This is a genomic window from Phreatobacter sp. GW821-FHT04C01, from assembly GCF_059420385.1.
The window spans coordinates 270,202-290,290 of record NZ_JBWKTP010000010.1 but is presented as its reverse complement, the minus strand read 5'-3'; the positions used below and the strand labels follow the sequence as shown (position 1 = coordinate 290,290).

The 20,089-nt window shown below is 65.7% G+C and carries 14 protein-coding genes and 3 riboswitches; of the genes, 10 read left to right on the top strand and 4 right to left on the bottom strand.

Going from position 1 to position 20,089, the window contains the following annotated elements; all coding sequences use genetic code 11:
* Nucleotides 1-26 precede the first annotated feature (26 nt).
* From AC07WJ_RS30430 to AC07WJ_RS30420, 3 genes are all read right to left on the bottom strand, one after another.
* On the bottom strand, nt 27-989 hold the full coding sequence (locus tag AC07WJ_RS30430) for a VOC family protein (RefSeq protein ID WP_494938462.1): 963 nt from the start codon (nt 987-989) through the stop codon (nt 27-29).
* Nucleotides 990-1,091: 102 nt separating this feature from the next.
* Nucleotides 1,092-2,078 (bottom strand): Bug family tripartite tricarboxylate transporter substrate binding protein, encoded by a 987-nt coding sequence (locus AC07WJ_RS30425; RefSeq protein ID WP_494938461.1) that lies wholly within the window; start codon nt 2,076-2,078, stop codon nt 1,092-1,094.
* Nucleotides 2,079-2,161: 83 nt separating this feature from the next.
* Nucleotides 2,162-3,025 (bottom strand): fumarylacetoacetate hydrolase family protein, encoded by an 864-nt coding sequence (locus tag AC07WJ_RS30420; protein ID WP_494938460.1) that lies wholly within the window; start codon nt 3,023-3,025, stop codon nt 2,162-2,164.
* Between the two features lie 167 nt (nt 3,026-3,192).
* On the opposite strand from AC07WJ_RS30420, the gene AC07WJ_RS30415 reads away from it, so the two are divergent.
* From AC07WJ_RS30415 to AC07WJ_RS30395, 5 genes are all read left to right on the top strand, one after another.
* Nucleotides 3,193-3,939 (top strand): GntR family transcriptional regulator, encoded by a 747-nt coding sequence (locus AC07WJ_RS30415; RefSeq protein ID WP_494938459.1) that lies wholly within the window; start codon nt 3,193-3,195, stop codon nt 3,937-3,939.
* Nucleotides 3,940-4,056: 117 nt separating this feature from the next.
* On the top strand, nt 4,057-4,419 hold the full coding sequence (locus AC07WJ_RS30410; RefSeq protein ID WP_494938458.1) for a nuclear transport factor 2 family protein: 363 nt from the start codon (nt 4,057-4,059) through the stop codon (nt 4,417-4,419).
* A gap of 119 nt (nt 4,420-4,538) precedes the next feature.
* A riboswitch (cobalamin riboswitch) is annotated at nt 4,539-4,732 on the top strand.
* Nucleotides 4,733-4,888: 156 nt separating this feature from the next.
* Nucleotides 4,889-7,039 carry a TonB-dependent receptor gene (locus tag AC07WJ_RS30405; protein WP_494938457.1) on the top strand — a complete coding sequence of 717 codons (2,151 nt, stop codon included), beginning with the start codon at nt 4,889-4,891 and terminating at the stop codon, nt 7,037-7,039.
* 66 nt (nt 7,040-7,105) lie between these two features.
* A complete protein-coding gene (locus AC07WJ_RS30400; RefSeq protein ID WP_494938456.1) occupies nt 7,106-8,092 on the top strand; it encodes a DUF6925 family protein in 987 nt (328 codons plus the stop codon).
* 13 nt (nt 8,093-8,105) lie between these two features.
* Entirely contained in the window at nt 8,106-10,205 is a 2,100-nt protein-coding gene (locus AC07WJ_RS30395) for an ABC transporter ATP-binding protein/permease (RefSeq protein ID WP_494938455.1), read from the top strand.
* 91 nt (nt 10,206-10,296) lie between these two features.
* On the opposite strand, the gene metE is transcribed toward AC07WJ_RS30395, so the two are convergent.
* Nucleotides 10,297-12,645 carry a 5-methyltetrahydropteroyltriglutamate--homocysteine S-methyltransferase gene (gene metE / locus AC07WJ_RS30390; RefSeq protein WP_494938454.1) on the bottom strand — a complete coding sequence of 783 codons (2,349 nt, stop codon included), beginning with the start codon at nt 12,643-12,645 and terminating at the stop codon, nt 10,297-10,299.
* 103 nt (nt 12,646-12,748) lie between these two features.
* Nucleotides 12,749-12,960: riboswitch (cobalamin riboswitch) on the bottom strand.
* Nucleotides 12,961-13,096: 136 nt separating this feature from the next.
* A riboswitch (cobalamin riboswitch) is annotated at nt 13,097-13,309 on the top strand.
* Between the two features lie 112 nt (nt 13,310-13,421).
* On the opposite strand from metE, the gene AC07WJ_RS30385 reads away from it, so the two are divergent.
* The 5 genes from AC07WJ_RS30385 to AC07WJ_RS30365 all read left to right on the top strand — a co-directional run bounded on the left by AC07WJ_RS30385 (nt 13,422) and on the right by AC07WJ_RS30365 (nt 20,073).
* Nucleotides 13,422-16,313: a ribonucleoside-diphosphate reductase subunit alpha gene (locus AC07WJ_RS30385; protein WP_494938453.1), complete on the top strand. Its 2,892-nt coding sequence runs from the start codon at nt 13,422-13,424 to the stop codon at nt 16,311-16,313.
* Nucleotides 16,314-16,417: 104 nt separating this feature from the next.
* A complete protein-coding gene (locus tag AC07WJ_RS30380) occupies nt 16,418-17,548 on the top strand; it encodes a ribonucleotide-diphosphate reductase subunit beta (RefSeq protein ID WP_494938452.1) in 1,131 nt (376 codons plus the stop codon).
* A gap of 406 nt (nt 17,549-17,954) precedes the next feature.
* A complete protein-coding gene (locus tag AC07WJ_RS30375) occupies nt 17,955-18,608 on the top strand; it encodes a TetR/AcrR family transcriptional regulator (protein ID WP_494938451.1) in 654 nt (217 codons plus the stop codon).
* The gene (locus tag AC07WJ_RS30370) at nt 18,605-19,369 is read left to right on the top strand and encodes an ABC transporter ATP-binding protein (RefSeq protein WP_494938450.1); all 765 of its coding nucleotides are present in this window, start codon (nt 18,605-18,607) and stop codon (nt 19,367-19,369) included. Before AC07WJ_RS30375 ends, AC07WJ_RS30370 begins: the two co-directional genes overlap by 4 nt.
* The gene (locus AC07WJ_RS30365; RefSeq protein ID WP_494938449.1) at nt 19,366-20,073 is read left to right on the top strand and encodes an ABC transporter ATP-binding protein; all 708 of its coding nucleotides are present in this window, start codon (nt 19,366-19,368) and stop codon (nt 20,071-20,073) included. The genes AC07WJ_RS30370 and AC07WJ_RS30365 overlap by 4 nt, the downstream gene beginning before the upstream one ends.
* Nucleotides 20,074-20,089 lie beyond the last annotated feature (16 nt).

Genomic DNA, 20,089 nt, shown 5'->3' with positions numbered 1-20,089 from the left:
CCACGTCCTCCCGGTTTTTATGACGTTCAGCTTTTTGCTGCTTCGTAGTTGAAGGCGAAATCATCGGGCGGCGTCGGCCCCCAGACGTAGAAGGCGTCGTGGCCGGGGTGATCGCCGGCCTCCCAGTCGAAATTCGAGGGGATGTAGTCGATGTCGGAGGAATATTCGGAATAGCTGCCCCAGGGATCGCGCACATAGTGGAAGAAGTTCGATCCGAGCACGTGGCGGCCGAGCCCCCAGCCAGCCGAAAAGCCCTTGTCGGCCATCTGCATGGCGCCCAGCCCGATCTCGTGGATCGAGCCGACATCCCAGCTCAGGTGATGCAGTCCCGGCCCCTCGGATTTGGCGAGCGCGATCAAATGATGGTCGCTGCCGTGGATGCCGTGCATGAAGGCGATGCCGTCACCCGAGCGATCGGACAGCCGAAGACCCAGCACGCGCGAATAGAAGGCGATGGCGCGGGCGACATCGGCGGTGAAAATCAGGATATGGGCCAGCCGGCGCGGCCGTACCGCCGGCGCGGCGCTTCGATTGGGCGAAGTCTGCGTGCCCGGCGGTCCGGAAGCGTTGTTCGAGCCGGATTTTTCGTTCGGAGAGCTTTTCTCCGCCACCCGGATCTCGACCAGCGAACCATCGGGATCGCGGAACCACAGGCCGTTCGATTCAAAGCCGGGCGGCGGATCGAGCTGCGCGATGCCGAGTTCCTGCAGACGGTCGCGGAAGCGCGGCAGGTCGTCGTCGAAACAGCCGAAGGACAGATGCGAAAGCTGCTTGCGATCGCCTTCCGTCACGGTTCCCCAGCGATGCGCATGACCATCGGTATGAAAGCCGAGGCTGTTGCCGAAGGCGCGCATGTCGAGGCCGAAGGAGGTGTAGAAGGTTTCGGCGACCTTCAGGTCGGGCACCACCAGGTTGAAGTGATCGAGCGAATGGATGCCGAGTTCGCCCGGACGGCGCGTCGGGCCGACGTAACCTCTGATCTGCGTCATGGCAGTGTCCTCCATCGATGGATTTTTTTGAGCCCGGCTTATGCCGCCGGTGTCCGCCCCGTCATCCGTCGGCCGCCGGGAGGCGGCCGATCACCCCATCGGCTATGTCAGCAACTTCAGCTCCGCGACCAAGGGGCGGACCTTGCCGACCTGCTCGCTGACGACCTTGTCGAGATCGTCGGCGGACGATCCGACGGCCTCTGCACCGACCTCGCTCAGCCGGCGCTTGAGTTCCGGATCCGCGGCGGCGGCCTGGATCACGCTTTGCAGGCGCTGGATGATGGCGGCCGGCGTCGCCTTCGGGGCGAAGAAGCCGTTCCAGCCGCGCAGCTCCATATTGGGAAAGCCGAGCTCGCTGACCGTCGGCACATCCGGGAAGACCTGCATGCGGTCGGCCGCGAGCGTCGCCAGCGGCTTGACCGACCCGGCGCGAATGAATTCGAGCGAGGTCGACAACTGGTCGCCGCCGAACTGCACGCGGCCGGCGATCATCTCCTGCATCAAGGGCGCGGCGCCACGGAACGGCACATGCTCCATGCGGATGCCGGCATCGCGTTTCAGCACTTCCGAAACCAGATGCATCACGCTGCCCGGGCCGGTCGAACCATAGAACAGCGGCGCCGACGCGGCCTTGGCATAAGCGACGAATTCCCGCAGGTCCTTGGCCGGCACGACCGTGCCCGCCATGATCACCATCGGGACATTGGCGGCGAGCGATACGGCGGCGAAGTCCTTCTCGATATCATGCGGCGACCGCCCGGCGGCTTGCAGGGCCGAGGTGGTCGCCGAGAATGTCAGGTTGTGGAACAGCAGCGTATGACCGTCTGCCGGCGACCGGGCGACGCGCTCGGCGCCGATCGAGCCACCCGCACCGCCGATATTCTCGATGACGACAGGCTGGCCAAGGGCCTCCTGCATCCTTTGCCCGAATTGCCGCGCCAGCATGTCGGTCGTCCCGCCGGCCGCAAACGGCACGATGATGCGCAGTGGCTGGTTCGGAAAAGCAGGCTGGGCCCGGGCCCCGGGCAAATTGGAGAGAGCGCCGATGGCGGCCGCTCCCACGACAAATCGGCGGCGCGAAAAAAACATCCGGATCTTCCTTCAGGGTGGTGAGGAAGCGCCGGCCCGAGGTCCCCATGCCCGTCGGGCCGGCTACGCAAGTCGACAGCCGTTCAGCGCAGTTCGTTCGCCACCGGATTGCTCAGGATGCCGATGCCCTCGATCTCGACCTCGCAGATATCGCCATGTTTCATCCAGAGCGGCGGCTTGCGGGCAAGGCCGACGCCGGACGGCGTGCCGGTGACCAGAATGTCGCCTGGCGACAATGTGATCGCCTCGCTGATGATGGCGATCTGGGTCGCGACATCGAAGACCATGGCGTCGATCGAGGCACTCTGGACCGTCTGGCCGTTGAGCCGGGTCTCGAGCTTCAGGCCCTTGCAGCCGGGCGGCAATTCATCGGCCGTGACGAAGATCGGGCCGAAGGCGCCGGTATCGTCGAAATTCTTGCCGACCGTCCATTGCGGCGCCTTGAACTGATAGTCGCGGATCGAGGCATCGTTGAAGATCGAATAGCCGATGACGTGATCGAGCGCCTCGGCTTGCGGGATATGGCGACCGCCACGGCCGATCACCGCCACGAGCTCACCTTCGTAATCGAGTTGCTCGGAGACGGTGGGACGGATGATCGGCGCGCCCGACCCGATCAGGCTCGAGGCGAAACGCGAAAACAGCGTCGGATAGTCGGGCTGCTTGAAGCCGCTCTCGGCGGAATGGTCGACGTAGTTGAGCCCGACGCAGATGATCTTGCCGGGATTGGACAGCGGCGGCAGCAGCGCCACTGTGCCGAGGTCGATCGGCCGACCGGCCGACAGCGTCCGATGGGCACTGGCAAGTGCGCCCTCGCCCTTGACGATCAGTTCGTCGAGATCACCGGGATAGGCCGCGTCATTGCTTGTCAGGCCGACATAGCCGGCTGCGCCAGCCGCTACCGCGAGACCGCGCAAACCATCCTGGCGAAAAGCCGCAAACCGCATTTTCAGACGCTCCTCGATTGTTGTTGCGATAGATCAGACATCAGAAAATAGATATGTCAACGAAAATATATATTCTTGCGATCCGACGCATTTCGCCCTATTCGTTGGGGCTGAATCGTCGACAGGGGCCCGACCCGCCCGCACGGCACGCTCTGAGGAGAATTGTCTTGATCGGACATCGGGCGAGCACCAAAAGCCTGACGGAAGCGGCCTATCTGGCCTTGCGCGCCGATATCCTGGCCTGCCGTCTCGCGCCCGGCGAGAAGATCAAGATCAACGACATCTGCGCCTCCCGGGGCGTCAGTCTCGGTGCCATCAGGGAGGCCTTGTCGCGGCTCACCGCCGAAGGACTGGTGGTTGCCGAGGCCCAGCGGGGCTTCAACGTCGCGCCGGTGTCTCAGGACGATCTGATCGATCTCACCAGCACGCGCATCGAGCTCGAACTGGTTTGCCTGAAGCGGGCCATCGAGCAGGGCGACGTCGAATGGGAGACCGCCATCGTCGCCGCCTATCACCGCCTGTCGCGAACGCCGGAGCGGGTCGAAGGCGATCCGATGGCGGTCAGCGAAGACTGGGCCTCCGCGCACAAGGCATTTCATGCTGCGCTTGTCGCAGCCTGCGGCAGCCCGTGGCGCCTCAGGCTCAGGGCCATTCTCTACGACCAGAGCGAACGCTACCGGCGGCTCTCGGTGCCGGCGGTTCCCCAAGAGCGCGACCTGGACACGGAACACCGGGGCCTGATGGAGGCAGCGCTTGCGCGGGATGTGGCCGGCCTCGGCGCGCGCATGCGCGATCATCTGACCACGACGACCGACAGAGTCCTGCCGCTCGCCATGCCGGTCGCGCCCGCCAAGGCGTCACGCGGGCAGGCGCAGCGCGCCCGGCCGGACGTCGACGAGCCGATCGCCTCGTAGACCGCCGGACGAGACCGTGATCGCCGGCGCGACGCTCCGCCGCGATGACCTTGCAGGTAATTGGATCGGTTTGCCGAGCCGCCATGATCGCTCCGTCAAACACGCACGGAGACTGACATGACCAACCCGACCGAACTCGCCGACCGCTACATCGCCATGTGGAACGAAACCGATGCGGCCGCGCGCCGCAAGCTCGTCGGCGAGATCTGGGCCGCCGACGCCCATTTCGCCGATCCGGTGGCCGAGGGCCGCGGCCACGACCAGATCGACGCTGTCCTCGGCGGCGTCCAGAAGCAATTCGCCGGCCTCCGCTTCAGCCTCGTCGGCAAGCCCGACGGCTTCGGCAACCATGTCCGGCTGTCCTGGCAGCTCGCCGCGGGCGACGGCCCCGCGGTGGTCAAGGGCACCGATATCGGCCGCGTTTCGGCGGATGGCCGGCTTGCCTCGGTGGTCGGCTTCTTCGACCTCGTCCCGGGCTGAGATCGGATCGGCCGATACGTCGCCGCGACGTTCGCAGCGTCCCGGCGCTGCCCGTTGGCCCCCCGGGAGTTCGGCATTGCAGGCCCCCGCATCACAGAATTGACTCAATTCAGATCGGCCTCTAGTGAGGTCGGGACGGTTCCCTTCGGGGACGAACAGGGAATGCAGTGAGGGGCCTCCGCCCCGATGCTGCGGCTGCCCCCGCAACTGTAAGCGGATGGCACCCATCACATGCCACTGGGGGAAACCCTCGGGAAGGCGATGGGTGCCGATATCCGCGAGCCAGGAGACCTGCCGTCAGTCGTGGTCACACGCGAGTGCGTCGGGCGGGGTGTCCTGATCGTAGCCGAACAGCCGGGCCTTCCGTGAAGGTCGCTGGGAAGCCTCGTTCGCGGTGACGTGTCGCCACGCACCGAGGTCCAAGGTGAACCAGCCGTCGTCCCAACCGCGCCCGCCCAAGGCGCTGTCATTGTCCGTCATCGCCCTCGCGACCGCCCTGCCCGGCCTGGCACTGGCGCAGTCCGCGCCGCCGCCAGCCGCCGGCCAGCCCTTGCCGACGATCGAGGTGGCCACCGGCCAAGACGGTGGCCTCGGTCTTTCGACGCCGAGTTCGACCGCCAGCCGTCTCGGGCTTACGCCATTGCAGACGCCGGCAAGCGTCGAGATCATCCGCGGCGAGACCGCGCGGGAGCGCGGGCAGCAGAGCATCACGGAAGCCGTGACCCAGAACGCCACGGGCTTCTCGTCGGTCGCCCCGCCGGTCCTCGGCTCCGCTTTCGCGGTGCGCGGCTTCCAGGGCAATAATTCGGTCATGCAGCTCTATGACGGCTCGCGGCTGTTTCCGGGTCGCGGCAACGTCACCTTTCCTTTCGACACTTGGTCGGTCGAACGCATCGAGGTGCTGCGCGGACCGGCCTCTGTCCTCTATGGCGAAGGCGCCATCGGCGGCGTCATCAATGTCGTGCCGAAAAAGCCGATCACCACGGGCTTCCGCAACGAGGCCGAACTGTTCTTCGATTCCAATTTGACCCGGCGCATCGCGCTCGACAGCGGCGGGCCGATCTCACAGGCCCTGTCCTATCGCTTCAACATCGTCACCGATGCGTCGAACGGCTGGGTGGATCGCGGCAACTCGTCCAACTTCGCCGCATCCGGTGCCCTGCGACTGCAGGCCACCCCCGATCTCGCCTTCACGATTTCTACCGACTACGGCCACCAGAACCCCATGCGCTACTACGGCACGCCCTATCGGGACGGCGTGCTGGACACCAGCATCCGCCGGCGCAACTACAATGTCTCCGACAGCCTGGCGCGCTTCGAGGACAGCTGGAGCCAGTTCAAGACCGAGTGGACGCCGTCCGACGCATTGTCGTTGCGCAACGTCTTCTATTACCTCACAAGCCGGCGCGAATGGCGCAATGCCGAGACCTACTTCTGGAACACCGGCACCAATCAGGTCGAGCGCAGCAATTACAGCCACATCCTGCAACAGCAGAACCAAGTCGGTAACCGCGCCGACCTGACCTTCCGCACCCAGGTGTTCGGGCTGCGCAACGAGACCGTCGTGGGCTTCGACATCAACCGCGCCAATTTCGGTTATTCGAGTTATTTCCCGGCCGGCGCCTTGCCCTTCCTGCCCTATATGAGTTCGGTCAACCCCAACGTCTTCGATCCCGGCAGCTTCCCGGATCCGAACCGGCTCGACCCGAAATTCCGATCGACGATCAGCCAGCAATCGCTGTTCGCCGAAAACCGTCTGTCATTGCGTGACAATCTCACCATTGTCGGCGGCCTCCGCCTGGACCGGCCCACCATCAACCGCCAGGACCTGAGCACGCCGTCGGGCAGCTTCGAGCGAACCTTCTCCTCGGTCGGCTGGCGGGTCGGCGCCGTCTATAATCCCGTGCCGGATTTCGCCATCTACGGCCAATACGCGGTCGCCAGCGACCCGATCAACGTGCCGCTGCTCGACTACACCAAGAGCTTCCAGAATTTCGATCTGACCCGCGGCCGGCAGATCGAAGTCGGCGTCAAGCAGTCGTTCTGGGGCGGGCGCGGCCAATGGACCCTCGCGGCCTTCCAGATCGTCAAGAACAACCTCCTGGTCGTGAACCCCGCGGATTTCTCGCTGCAGCAGATCGGCCAGCAATCATCGCGCGGCATCGAAGCGGCGGTCTCACTGACATTGGATGGCGGCTGGCGAATCGATGCCAACGCAGCCGTGCTGAAGGCCCGCTATGACGACTTCCGCTATATCGATTTCGTCTCGTTCTCGGTGGTCGACTACACCAACAAGGTCCCGATCCTGGTGCCCCAGGCGACCGCCAATCTCTGGCTGTCCTGGGCGTTCCGGGAGAACTGGGAGGCCAGCGCCGGCCTGCAATTCGTCGGCCAGTCCTATGAGGACTTCGCCAACACCATTGTTCGCCCGGCCTATACCCTGGTCAATGTCGGGCTGAAATGGCAGCCGACCCCGAACACCACCTTCAACTTCCGGATCAAGAACCTGTTCGACAAGGTCTATTCGTCCTACCTGCGCTATGACCCGGACAATGGCTATCTGCAGGGGTTCCTCGGCCAGCCGAGAACCTTCCAGGCCTCGATGAACGTGAAGTTCTGAGAACCGGCGCGGACGCCCTCGCGGCGCCCGCGCCCGCCCTCTGCCCGGCGTGGAGACTGCCGCCCCATGGAGACCTTCGACTGGCTGGCCACGCAGATCGATACCGCCGCGGTCGAATGGAGCATGGGCGCCTTCGGAGCGATCGAAGGTTTTCGCAGGCGCCCGGACGAGGTCGTGACCGTCACGCGGGCCCCCGATGGCGTGACGGCCGTGACGCAGCGCGGCGGCATCCGATTGAACGCCGCCGGCGAAATGGTTCCGGTCGCCTTCGAGGTGCTCAGTTCGGACCCGCGCCTGTGGAACCACGCGGTCGCGCTGTGCCTGCCGCGCGAGGCCGGCCGCATGAACCGTCGCACAACCATCACCGAGCTCGGCCCCGATACCGGCGCCCTGCGCGTCCAAGACCGGGGCGGCATCCTCTTCGATATCGGCCTGGCCGTCGACCAGGCGGATATCTGCCTGCGCACCACCGACAGGTCCCTGATCGAGCGCCTGCGCGCGGCCGGCACCACGTCGCTGCTCACGGCGGAAAGCCCGGTCCTGGACATGCTGAGGCGCTCCACCCATCACCGGGTCGTGCTGACCCGGCTCGGGCGACTGGAAGTCTTTCCAGCCAGCGCCGCCTCGCCCGCCGCCGATCTGAGCGAGGTCCTGCCCGGCCTCATGCGGCAACTTCTCGGCCGGGGCATGACGCAGCCGAGGACCAGCCCGATCCCCGCCGGCCTGGTACCCTGCGCCTATCTGTTTCCGCCACACCCGGCCCGCCAGGCCCCGGGTGCGGCGAAAGCCTTCGACCTCGAACAGCACCTGGCGTTCCAGGCGACCCTTCATCGCTACGGCTTGCCCGCACTGAACGCGCTGAAGGCCGAGGTCAATGCCGCGCTCGATCGCGGCGACCCGCCGGACCGCTTCCTGCCGCCGCCCGGACGTTTCGCCAGAGCCTGTCTGCGCGTCGCCCTGCGCCAGCGGCGCATGATCGAGGGCTCCCGCAGTCTCGACGTCTGGCGCGCGGTCTTCGACCCGGTCGAACGCAACAACGATAGCACCGGTTGAGCGGCCGGCGGACATGATCACGCTCTCCAACCATGACGTGCGGCCGGGACGCCTGATGCTGCTCCTCGCCACTGCGGCGGGTCTTGCCGGAGCCATTATGGGCGTCGCGTGGCTCACGGGCCGGGCCGCGCCGTCGCCCGCCGTCTTCGCTCTCAGCCTCGCCGCGGCGGCGATCGCCTGGCGCGCCCGCGCAGCATCCAACCTGATCCGCGCCATCATCGGCTTCCTGATCGTCTGGCACCTGGCTTCGGTCGCGGTCCTGGTGGCCGCCGGGACGACCGCCTTCCCCGCGCAGTGGCGGCCGCATCTTGCGACGACCGCGACCGCCGCATGGCCGGTCATCTTCGCCGGACTGGTGTTCGCCGCCTCGTTCGTCCCGGTCATCGGCCAGATCACCCGGCTCGCCGACCCCTTCTTCGCGGCAACCGACAAGAGCCCTATCGCCTGGCCGGCCGGTCTTCGGCTGGCCGTTCAAGAGCGCGTCTTCGCCCACGCCCTGCTTTTCGGGCTCATGGCGATCAATATCGCCCAGGTCTTCCTGACGGTCCTGCTCAATCAATGGAACGGCCGCTTCTTCACCGCGCTCCAGCAGCGCGACGGCGCGGTCTTCTGGGTCGAGTTGCAGACCTGGGCGATCATCGCCGGCCTCATCGTGATCGGCCGCGTCTATGAGATCTATCTCACCCAATATGCGCAAATGCGCTGGCGGCGCTGGTCGACCGCGCATCTGGCGCAACAATGGTTCGAGGCCGGCATCCACTCCCTGCGCGTCCGGGGCGTCGCGCCCGACAATCCCGACCAGCGCATTGCCGAGGACATCCGGCTGTTCACCACGGCGACGCTCGAATTCTGGTCGCGGCTGTTCACGGCCGGCGTGTCGCTGCAGGCCTTCGTGATCATTCTGTGGACCCTCTCGGCCCAGGCAAGGCTGCCGGCCGGCGGGCTCCGGATCGATGCCGTCCCCGGCTATCTCGTCTGGGCCGCGCTCGCCTTCGCGATCGCCGGCACGCTGCTCGCCCATCTCACCGGGCGCCCGCTCATTCGCATCGGTTTCGACAAGCGGCGCTACGAGGCCGATTTTCGCTTCAGCCTGATGCGCGTTCGTGAAAACGACGAGCAGATCGCCTCGCTCAAGGGGGCCGCCGCGGAGCGGGCCCATCTGAGCCGCGGCTTCCTGCCCGTGCTGGCGAACTGGGCCGCCTATATGCGGCACACCAGGCGGCTCACCTTCGCCACCTCCACCCTTGGCCAGGCCGCGCTCGTCTTTCCGATCATCGTGCTGGCGCCGGCCTATTTTTCGGGCGCGGTCCAGCTGGGCGGCCTGACCCAGACCATGGGCGCCTTCTTCCGCGTCCAGGACGCCCTGTCGCTGTTCACCGAATTCTATCGGCCGCTGGCCGAATACAAGGCGGTGATCGACCGGCTGACCGGCTTTGGACAGGCGATGGCCCTCGCCCCGCGACGGTCGGCGCCCGAGATCGCACGTTCGTCCGCGGGGGATGACGTCGTCATCGCCAATGTCGTTCTGGCCCGCCCGGACGGGACGCCGATCACGGCCGTGCCGTCCCTGACGATCCGGCCGGGCGACAAAGTCCTCGTCACCGGCCTCTCGGGTGCGGGCAAGTCGACCCTCATGCGCGCCATGGCCGGCGTCTGGCCACACGGATCCGGGACGATCACGGTGCCCGCGAAGGCCCGCATGATGCTGCTCACGGCACAGCCCTACCTGCCGATCGGTCCCTTGCGCGACGCGATCGCCTATCCGGCCCCGGGCCATGCCTATGGCGACGAGGCACTTGCCGCGGCCCTGCTTGATGCCGGCCTGCCGACATTCGCCGCTCGCCTCGACGAACAGGACAGCTGGCACAAGATCCTTTCGGCCGGTCAGCAGCAGCGGCTTGCCGTGGCAAGGGCGCTGCTCGGCCGCCCCGACTGGCTTCTGCTCGACGAGGCAATGGCTGGCCTGGAGGAAGAGGCCGTTTGCACGCTCCACGCGGTCATCGACAGGCGATTGCCTGGCGCCACCGTGCTGTCGGCCGGTCACCAGTCCCAGCTCGCCCGCTTTCACGACCGAAGCCTTCATCTGGCGGCGCAGGCCAGGCCTCCTGGCTGAGGGCAAGGCCTCAAGGCCGGGAGCCTGACGACTGCCGCCGCAAGCGAGGGACGCGGCGGCGACGGGCCACCGCGTCCGACACCGGCCCGGCTCAGCGCGCCAGCAAGCGGATCTCCCTGGCCGCCTCGACCATGTTGATCAGCGCCGGACGCACCTCCTCCCACTTGCGCGTCTTCAGGCCGCAGTCGGGATTGATCCAGATCTGCTCCGGCGCAAGGTGCCGACGAGCCTTGCCCAGAAGCTCGATCATTTCGGCAACCGCCGGGATGCGCGGCGAATGAATGTCATAGACGCCGGGACCGATCTCGTTCGGGTAGCGATAGCCGACAAAGGCGTCGAGCAACTCCATCTTCGACCGCGACGTCTCGATCGAGATGACGTCGGCATCCATGGCGCCGATCGCGTCGATGATGTCGTTGAACTCGGCGTAACACATATGGGTGTGGATCTGCGTCCGGTCGGCGACGCCGGCCGCCGACAGCCTGAAGCACTCGACCGCCCAGGCGAGATAGGCCTTCCAGTCGCCCCGGCGCAGCGGCAGGCCTTCGCGGATCGCCGGCTCGTCGATCTGGATGATGCCGATGCCGGCCTGTTCGAGGTCGACGACCTCGTCGCGGATCGCCAGCGCGATCTGGCGGCAGACCTGGTCGCGGGCCAGATCGTCGCGGACAAACGACCATTGCAGCATGGTGACCGGCCCGGTCAGCATGCCCTTCATCGGCCGCGTCGTCAGCGACTGGGCGTAGGACGACCAGCCGACCGTCATCGGCCGCGGCCGTGACACGTCGCCGAAAATGATCGGTGGCCGCACATAACGCGAGCCGTAGCTCTGCACCCAGCCATGCCGGGTGAAAGCATAACCGGACAATTGCTCGCCGAAATATTGCACCATGTCATTGCGTTCGAACTCGCCGTGAACCAGCACGTCGATGCCGATATCCTCCTGCCAGCGGATGGCCGCCTGCGTCTCCTGGCGCAGGAACGCCTCATAGGCGGCGTCGCTGAGCGTGCCCTTGGCATGGGCCGAGCGCGCCTTGCGCACCGCCTCGGTCTGCGGAAACGAACCGATCGTGGTGGTCGGAAACGAGGGCAGCGCAAAATGCGCGTGCTGCAGCCTCTGCCGATCGGCGAAGGAATGCGCGCGGCTCGCCATGGCAGGCGTCACCACGGCAAGCCTTGCCGCGACCGCCGGGTCGTGGATCTTGGTGGAGCTGCGCCGCCGGGCGGATGCCTCGGCCGACGCCGCCAGCACTTCGGCCACGGTGCCACGACCACCGGCCAGCGCGCGGCCGAGCGTCGCGAGCTCGGCCATTTTCTGGGCCGCGAAGGCGAGCCAGTCCTTCAGGTCGGGATCGAGCCCGGTTTCCAGCGCAAGATCGACGGGCACGTGCAACAGGGAACAGGAGGTCGCGATCTCGATGTGATCGGTGCCCCGCCTGGCCACCACCGGCTCGAGCCGGTCGAGCAGACGCGGCAGGTCGGCGCGCCAGACATTGCGGCCGTCGATGATACCGAGCGACAGCACCAGCCCGCGCGGCGCCTTGGCCAGCACCCGGTCGAGTTGGTCGGGCGCGCGGACGAGATCGACATGGAGGCCGGCGACCGGCATGCCGAAGGCCGTATCGAGATTGTTGCCGAGAGCACCGAAATAGCTCGCCAGCATGATCTTCAGGTCGGGCAGCGCGCGTGCGAGAGTCTGGTAGCAGTTGCGCAACGCGAGGCGCGCGGCATCGTCGAGATCAAGCGCCAGGCAGGGTTCGTCGAGCTGTACCCATTCGGCGCCGTTGGCGGCGAGCCGGCGCAGGATGTCGATATAAACAGGCACCAGGTCGGGCAGCAGGGACAAGGGATCGAAGGCACCGTCCTTGGCCTTGCCAAGCTTCAGATAGGTCACCGGCCCGAGCAGCACCGGACGGGTCTGGATGCCCAGTGCCTGGGCCTCCAGGAATTCATCGAGCGGCTTGGTCGAGGCCAGCGAGAATTCCTGCCCGCGTTCGAATTCGGGCACCATGTAATGATAGTTGGTGTCGAACCATTTGGTCATTTCGAGCGCCGGAACACCTGTCGCCGCAGGGCCGCAGCCGCAGGCCGCCGCGTGGTCCGCGTGCCCGGCCGGTGCCTCGCTGCCGCGCGCCATGGCGAAATAGGTCGCGAGCGCCACCTTGCCGCCGCGCCAGCCGTAGATCTCAGGGATGGCGCCGACCATGACGCTGGTGTCGAGGACGTGGTCGTAAAGCGAGAAATCGTTCGACGGAATGACGGTGACACCTTGCGCCTGCTGCAGCGCCCAGTGGCGCGCGCGGAGATTGGCCGCCGCCGCCAGCAGTTGCGGCCCGTCGATCTTGCCGGACCAATAACCTTCCAGAGCTGATTTCAATTCGCGCCGGGCGCCGATGCGCGGCACGCCGAGAGTGGCAACAGGCAGAGACAGAGACGACATTGGCAAACCCCGTTTGCTGGGGCGAAGGCCAAGCGGCCGCAAGCAGGCTGTCGGGACGCATGGCGTCCCGCTTTGCAAGCGACACACCGGACACCCCGCCCGTGGACGTTATCAGGTCGAGGCAGGTCTCCTGGCTCGCGGGTCAATGCTGCTGTTCGGCCTTCCCGAGACCTTCAGGCCCCAGTGACGCGAGATGAACAGCGGCTCACCGCTTACAGTTGCGGGGGCAGCTCCGGCCTGGCCCTGGGGCGTACCGGATTCCCTCTTAGCTCCGGACCCGGACGGATCCGCAGAACCACGACACCTCCATTTGGCGGCAGCAGGCGAAAAAAGTCAAGAATACATAAGGATATCTTTATGTCGTTAAATGCCTGTGATACCCAGGTCATCGTGTCGGCAAGAACCGCCCGCCGCCAAAACACAATCCATTGACATTGAACGCGAGTCGGCCGCTATATGTAGCGGTCGAGGTTCTCCTGAGTCGCACCGGGAGCTAAGAGGGAATCCGGTGAGATGCCGTTCGCATCGAAGCCGGAGCTGCCCCCGCAACTGTAAACGGCGAGACGCTGTCGAGACGTGTCACTGAGGTCCAGGAGGGCTTCGGGAAGGCCAGACAGCCCGACGACCCGTGAGCCAGGAGACCTGCCCCGACATCTTGAACGTCCACGGGCGGGGTGTCCTGGTGGGTCGCTTGCATCAGCGGGAGGGCGATCGCGCCGTCCTGTTTCCGGCGGCGTCCTTTTGGCCCAAGCCCCCACACTCTCTGGGGTCTGCCGATGTCTCTGTTGATTGAATCCGAAGCCGCGCCGAGCGCTCTTCCGCACACGTCCCTCGCCGCCGCCAGGCCGGCGAGCGAACCGGGCTATCAGGTGATCCGCCGCAATGGCGGCGTCACCCCCTTCGACCCCGCCAAGATCGCGGTGGCGCTGACCAAGGCCTTCCTGGCCGTCGAGGGCACGGGCGCGGCCGCCTCTCGCCGCATCCACGACGTCGTCGGGACGCTGACCGATCAGATCGTCTCCGGCCTGACGCGGCGGGCGGATGCCGGCCGCACGTTCCATATCGAGGATGTCCAGGATCAGGTCGAGCTCGCCCTGATGCGCGGCGAGCATCACAAGGTGGCGCGCGCCTATGTTCTCTATCGCGACGAGCGCGCCCGGGAGCGTGCGCTGGCCGGTGCGCAGGTCGCGTCCGCGCCGGCCAGCGCGCTCAGCATGACCAATGCCGCGGGCGAGCGGGTGCCGCTCGATGCCGACAGGCTCGCCCGCATCGTCCGGGAGGCCGTTTCGGGCCTCGACGGCGTCGATGCCGACGCGGTGATCACGGAGGCCCATCGCAATCTCTATGACGGCATCTCGCTCGACGAGCTGGCGCAAGCGCCCATCCTGGCGGCGCGTACGCTGGTCGAGACCGAGCCGAATTATTCCAAGGTCAGCGCCCGCCTCCTGCTCGACAAATTGCGCCGCGAAGCCCTGAGCTTCGTGTTCAATCGACCGGGGCAGGCGACGCAGGCCGAAATGGCCGAGCGTTACGGCGAATACATGCAAGGTTATGTTCGCGTCGGCATCGCCAATGAACTGGTCGATGCCGAACTCACGCGCTTCGATCTCCCCCGGCTTGCCGCCGCCATCAAGCCCGAGCGCGACCTGCAGTTCGACTATCTCGGCCTGCAGACGCTCTATGATCGCTATTTTCTGCACGTGCGGGGCCATCGGTTCGAATTGCCCCAGGCCTTCTTCATGCGGGTCGCCATGGGGCTGGCGGTGCGCGAGATCGATCGCGAGGCCAAGGCGATCGAATTCTACAACCTCCTGTCGTCTTTCGACTTCATGGCCTCGACGCCGACCCTGTTCAATGCGGGCACGCCCCGGCCGCAGCTCTCATCCTGTTTCCTGACCACCGTATCCGACGATCTCGACGGCATCTTCAAGGCTGTGAAGGACAATGCCCTGCTCGCCAAATATTCCGGCGGCCTCGGCAATGACTGGACGCCGGTGCGTGGCCTGGGAGCCCATATCAAGGGCACCAATGGTGAAAGCCAGGGCGTGGTCCCCTTCCTGAAGGTTGCCAACGACACCGCGATCGCCGTCAACCAGGGCGGCAAGCGCAAGGGCGCGGTCTGCGCCTATCTCGAAACCTGGCACGTCGACATCGAGGAATTCCTCGATCTGCGCAAGAATACCGGTGACGATCGCCGCCGCACCCACGACATGAACACGGCCAACTGGATCCCGGACCTGTTCATGCAGCGCGTCCTGGCCGGCGGACGGTGGACGCTGTTTTCGCCGGACGAGGTTCCCGACCTGCACGATCTCTACGGCAAGCCCTTCAAGCTGGCCTACGAGACCTATGAGGCCAAGGCCGACCGAGGCGAGATCAAGGTGTTCAGGCGTGTCGCCGCCGTCGACCTTTGGCGCAAGATGCTGACCATGCTGTTTGAAACAGGCCATCCCTGGATCACCTTCAAGGATGCCTGCAATCTGCGCTCGCCGCAGCAGCATGCCGGTGTCGTCCACTCCTCGAACCTGTGCACCGAGATCACCCTCAACACCTCGGCGGACGAAGTCGCCGTCTGCAATCTCGGCTCGATCAACCTGGCGGCCCATGTCACCGCCAAGGGCCTCGACCTCGACCGGCTCGGCCGGACGGTGGCGACCGCGATGCGCATGCTCGACAATGTCGTCGACATCAATTTCTACACGATCCCGGAAGCCCGCCGATCGAACCTGCGCCATCGGCCCGTCGGCCTGGGGATCATGGGTTTCCAGGACGCCCTGCAACTGCTGCGGCTGCCCGCGGCGTCCGAAGGCGCCATTGCATTCGCCGACACGTCGATGGAGGCCATCAGCTGGCTTGCCATCTCGGCTTCGGTCGACCTTGCCGCCGAGCGCGGCCGCTATCCGAGCTTCGAGGGCTCGCTCTGGTCGAAAGGCATCCTGCCGATCGACTCTCTCGAACTGCTCAGCGAGGCGCGCGACGGCGACATCGAGCTCGATCGCTCATCGACCATGGACTGGGACGCGCTGCGCGCCCGCGTCGTCACCACCGGAATGCGCAATTCCAACTGCATGGCCATCGCGCCGACCGCCACCATCTCCAACATTGTCGGAGTGTCGCAGTCGATCGAGCCGTCCTACAGCCAGCTCTACGTCAAGGCGAACATGTCGGGCGACTTCACGGTGGTGAACGCCGACCTCGTCCATGACCTGAAAGCCCGCGGCCTGTGGGATGAGGTGATGGTTTCGGACCTCAAATATTATGACGGCAAGCTGACCCGGATCGATCGCATTCCCGACGATCTCAAGGCGCTCTATGCGACATCCTTCGAAATCGAACCCAGCTGGCTGATCCGGGCCGCCGCGCGCCGGCAGAAATGGATCGACCAGGGGCAGTCGCTCAACCTCTACATGGCCCAGCCATCGGGCAGGAAGCTCGATGAGGCCTATCGCCTGGCCTGGCGGCTCGGCCTGAAGACGACCTATTACCTGCGATCGCTGAGCGCGACCCATGTGGAGAAATCCACGCTCAAGGGCACCGACGGCAAACTCAATGCCGTGTCGTCGACCATCCCGACGGCCGCCGCCGCGATCATCGTGAGCGGCGCCGCAGGGGCAGCCTGGGGCCAGGCTTGCGCCATCGACGACCCGACCTGCGAAGCCTGCCAATAGGCCGGCAGCCACAGCATTCGCCCGGGTCTCGGCCCGGGCTCCCCCCTTTCCAGCCTCCGTCGCGCCACACCGGCGCGGAGGCCCCCTCGTCTCAAGGCCTCGCCATGCTCGACTGGTCCGAACCCAAAGCCACCCCTGCCCTCCATCCCAGCCTGCCAGCGACGGCATTGCCGGCGGCGGCCGACGCCACCGGCCTCGGCGTCATCGACCGCGGCGGCCAGCGCGTCTCGGTCGACGACAAGGCGATGATCAATGCCCGCGCCGACGTGAACCAGCTCCTGCCGCTGAAATATCGCTGGGCCTGGGAAAAATATCTCTCCGGCTGCAACAATCACTGGATGCCCACCGAAGTGTCGATGCAGGCCGATATCGCGCTGTGGAAGTCGAAAGACGGGCTGACCGAGGACGAGCGGCGCGCCATCAAGCGCAATCTCGGCTTCTTCGCGGCCTCCGAAAGCCTGGTCGCCAACAATATCGTGCTGGCGATCTATCGTCACCTGACCAACCCGGAATGCCGGCAATATCTCCTGCGCCAGGCCTTCGAGGAGGCGGTCCACACCCATACCTTCCAATATATCGTCGAGAGCCTCGGACTCGACGAGGGCGAATTGTTCAACATGTACCGGGAGGTGCCGTCGATCACCGACAAGGCCGCCTGGGCCTTGAAACATACCCAGAGCCTCGACGATCCCGACTTCAAGACGGGGACGCCGGCGGCCGACCAGGCCTTCCTGCGCGACCTCGTCGCCTTCTACGTCGTGTTCGAGGGCATGTGGTTCTACACCGGCTTCGCGCAGATCCTGTCGCTCGGCCGGCGCAACAAGATGGTCGGGATCGCCGAGCAATATCAATACATCCTGCGCGACGAGAGCATTCACCTGAATTTCGGCATCGACGTCATCAACCAGATCAAGGCGGAGAACCCGCATCTCTGGACCAAGGCATTCCAGGACGAGCTGCGGCAAATGCTGAAGGACGGCGCCGAGATCGAGGCCGCCTATGGCCGGGACACCATGCCGCGCGGCTTCCTCGGGCTGAATGCCGGACTGTGCGAGCAATATATGCATTTCATCGCCAACCGGCGCTGCGCCCAGCTCGGCCTCGCCCCGGTCTTCGCCGAGACCGACAATCCCTTCCCCTGGATGTCGGAAGCCATGGACCTGAAGAAGGAGAAGAACTTCTTCGAGACGCGGGTCATCGAATACCAGAACGGCGGTGCGCTGAGCTGGGAGTGAGGGGGTAAGGGGTGAGGCCCGCCAACGGGAAAAGCCCCGCTGAATCAACCCTCTCCCAAAGGGAGAGGGTGGCGCCGTCAGGCGCCGGGTGAGGGCCGTAAGCGTTCAGAACTGAGGTCGATGCTCGTTGCGCATGCCGCGTTATCCGGAGATGGACGGCCCCTCACCCGGCAGCTGACGTCAGGCAGAAGCAATTGCTTCTGCCGATGCCCCCCTCTCCCTTTGGGAGAGGCTTGATTTGGTTGCGCTTTTTCGCCCATTCACCCGCCACGCGCTCAAAGACTCGCGACCGAGCACCCTGCCCGAAAGCACGGCATCTTCCGACTTAAAAACAAACTTGCATGTTTGTTTGTGATGTGGCTTTCTCCGCCTCCATCATCATCCAGGTCGCGGGGGGCGGTCGGTTTTGGCGGAACGTCGCGAGAGACGATCACAGCAGGAGCGCAGCGCCGAGACCTCGGCGCGTCTGCTCGAAGCGGCCATCGACCTGTTGCACGACCGCGGCATCTCGCGCATGCCGACCCCTGAGATCGCGGCCTATGCGGGCGTGTCGCGCGGCGCGCTGACCCACCATTTTTCCAGCCGCGAAGATCTCGTCACCTCGGCCATCGCGCGCATGCTCGGCCTGGTCACCGAAGATCTCCACCGCTTCGCCGAGGACATCAATGCGCGCGGCGGGTCGAGCGACGAGATCGTCGACTATCTCTGGAAGATCATGTCGGACCGGCTGTTCTACGTGACCATGGAATATCTGCCGGAAGCCCGCCACAATGACGACTTCAGGGCACGCCTCGTACCCGTGGTGAAGGACTTCCATTCCGGCCTCGACGCCATCTGGATGGCCCTGGCGGCCAGCCGCGGCACCGACCCGGAGCGCACCCGCACCGTGATGAACGCCAGCATGTGCATGATCCGTGGCATGATCGCCCAGACGGTCTTGCGCGACGACCCCGCCTATTTCGCCGAGCTCCTGAATTTCTGGAAGGAGCAGGCCAGACAGCATTTCCCCGACAGGCCGGTCAAGGCCGTCACCCGTCGGCCAAAAGGAAAAGCCGCATGAGCGAACTTCTGTCGGTGCGCGGCCTCAAGCGCGGCTTTTATGGCGTCAGCGTGCTGCAGGGTGTCGATCTCGCCATCAAGGCCGGCAGTTTCACTGGATTGATCGGGCCGAACGGCGCCGGCAAGTCGACCCTGTTCAACGTCGTTTCGGGCCTCTATCGGCCGGATCAAGGCGAAATCAGGCTGAACGGCCAGGAGATCGGCGGTCTCGCCCCGGATCGGCTGGTCGAGCGCGGCCTGGTGCGCACCTTTCAGCTGGCCCGCGGCTTTCCCAAGCTCAGCGTGTTCCAGCACCTGATGCTTTATGGGCCGCGCCAGCAGGGCGAAGGCCTGATCGCCGCCATGCTCGGCGGCAAGGCGGCGCGCGACCGTGAGGCCGAGCTCGCCGAGAAGGCCTTCGGTATCGCCCGCCGGCTGCGCCTCGATCACGTCATCGACAATCCGGTCACCGCGCTCTCCGGCGGCCAGAAGAAGCTGGTCGAGATCGGCCGGGCGCTGATGGCCGATCCGAAGCTCATCCTGCTCGACGAGCCGATGGCCGGCGTCAATCCGAGCCTGACGGAAGAGATCGCCAGCCATCTGGTGGCGCTCAACCGCGACGGCATCACGATTTGCCTGATCGAGCACGACATGGGGCTGATCAGGAGGCTGTGCGACCCGATCATCGTGATGGCCGAAGGCCGCACGCTGGTCGAAGGCTCGTTCGAGACGGTCGCCGCCGACGCGCGGGTCCAGGAAGCCTATCTCGGGAGGCGGCATTGAGCATTCTGTCAGTCGACGGGATCGTCGCCGGCTATGGCGCGTCGGAAGAGATCCTCAAGGGCACCTCGATGCGTGTCGAGGCCAACGAGATCGTCACCATTATCGGGCCGAACGGCGCGGGCAAATCGACCTTCCTGAAGGCGGTCGCCGGCCTCGTCGCGACCAAGGCCGGCGCGATCCGGCTCGCCGAGGAAGACGTTACGGCACGGGATGCCCAGGGACGCGCGCGCGCCGGCATTTCCTTCGTGCCGCAGGAGCGCAATGTCTTCGGCAGCCTGACGGTCGCCGAGAATCTGGAAATCTCCGGCTATCTCGACCCGAAGGGCGCCGCCCGGCGGATCGAGGCGCTCTATGAGCGCTATCCCATGCTGGCCACCAAGCGCCGGGCGCTTGCCCGCACCCTGTCGGGCGGCCAGCGCCAGATCCTCGCCATGGCCATGGGCCTGATGACCGATCCGAAACTGATGCTGCTGGACGAGCCGACCGCCGGCCTGTCGCCCAAGGCGGCGGATGAATTGTTCGACGCCGTGGTGGAACTGAACCGCGGCGGATTGCCGATCCTGATGGTCGAGCAGCATGCCGTCGAGGCGCTGGCGATCTCGACGCGCGGTTACGTGCTCGTCTCCGGCCGCAACAGTGCCGAGGGCGCGGGCCCAAGCCTTGCCGCCGACCCCGAAATCCGCCGCCTGTTTCTCGGCGGCTGACCGACAAAGAAACCAT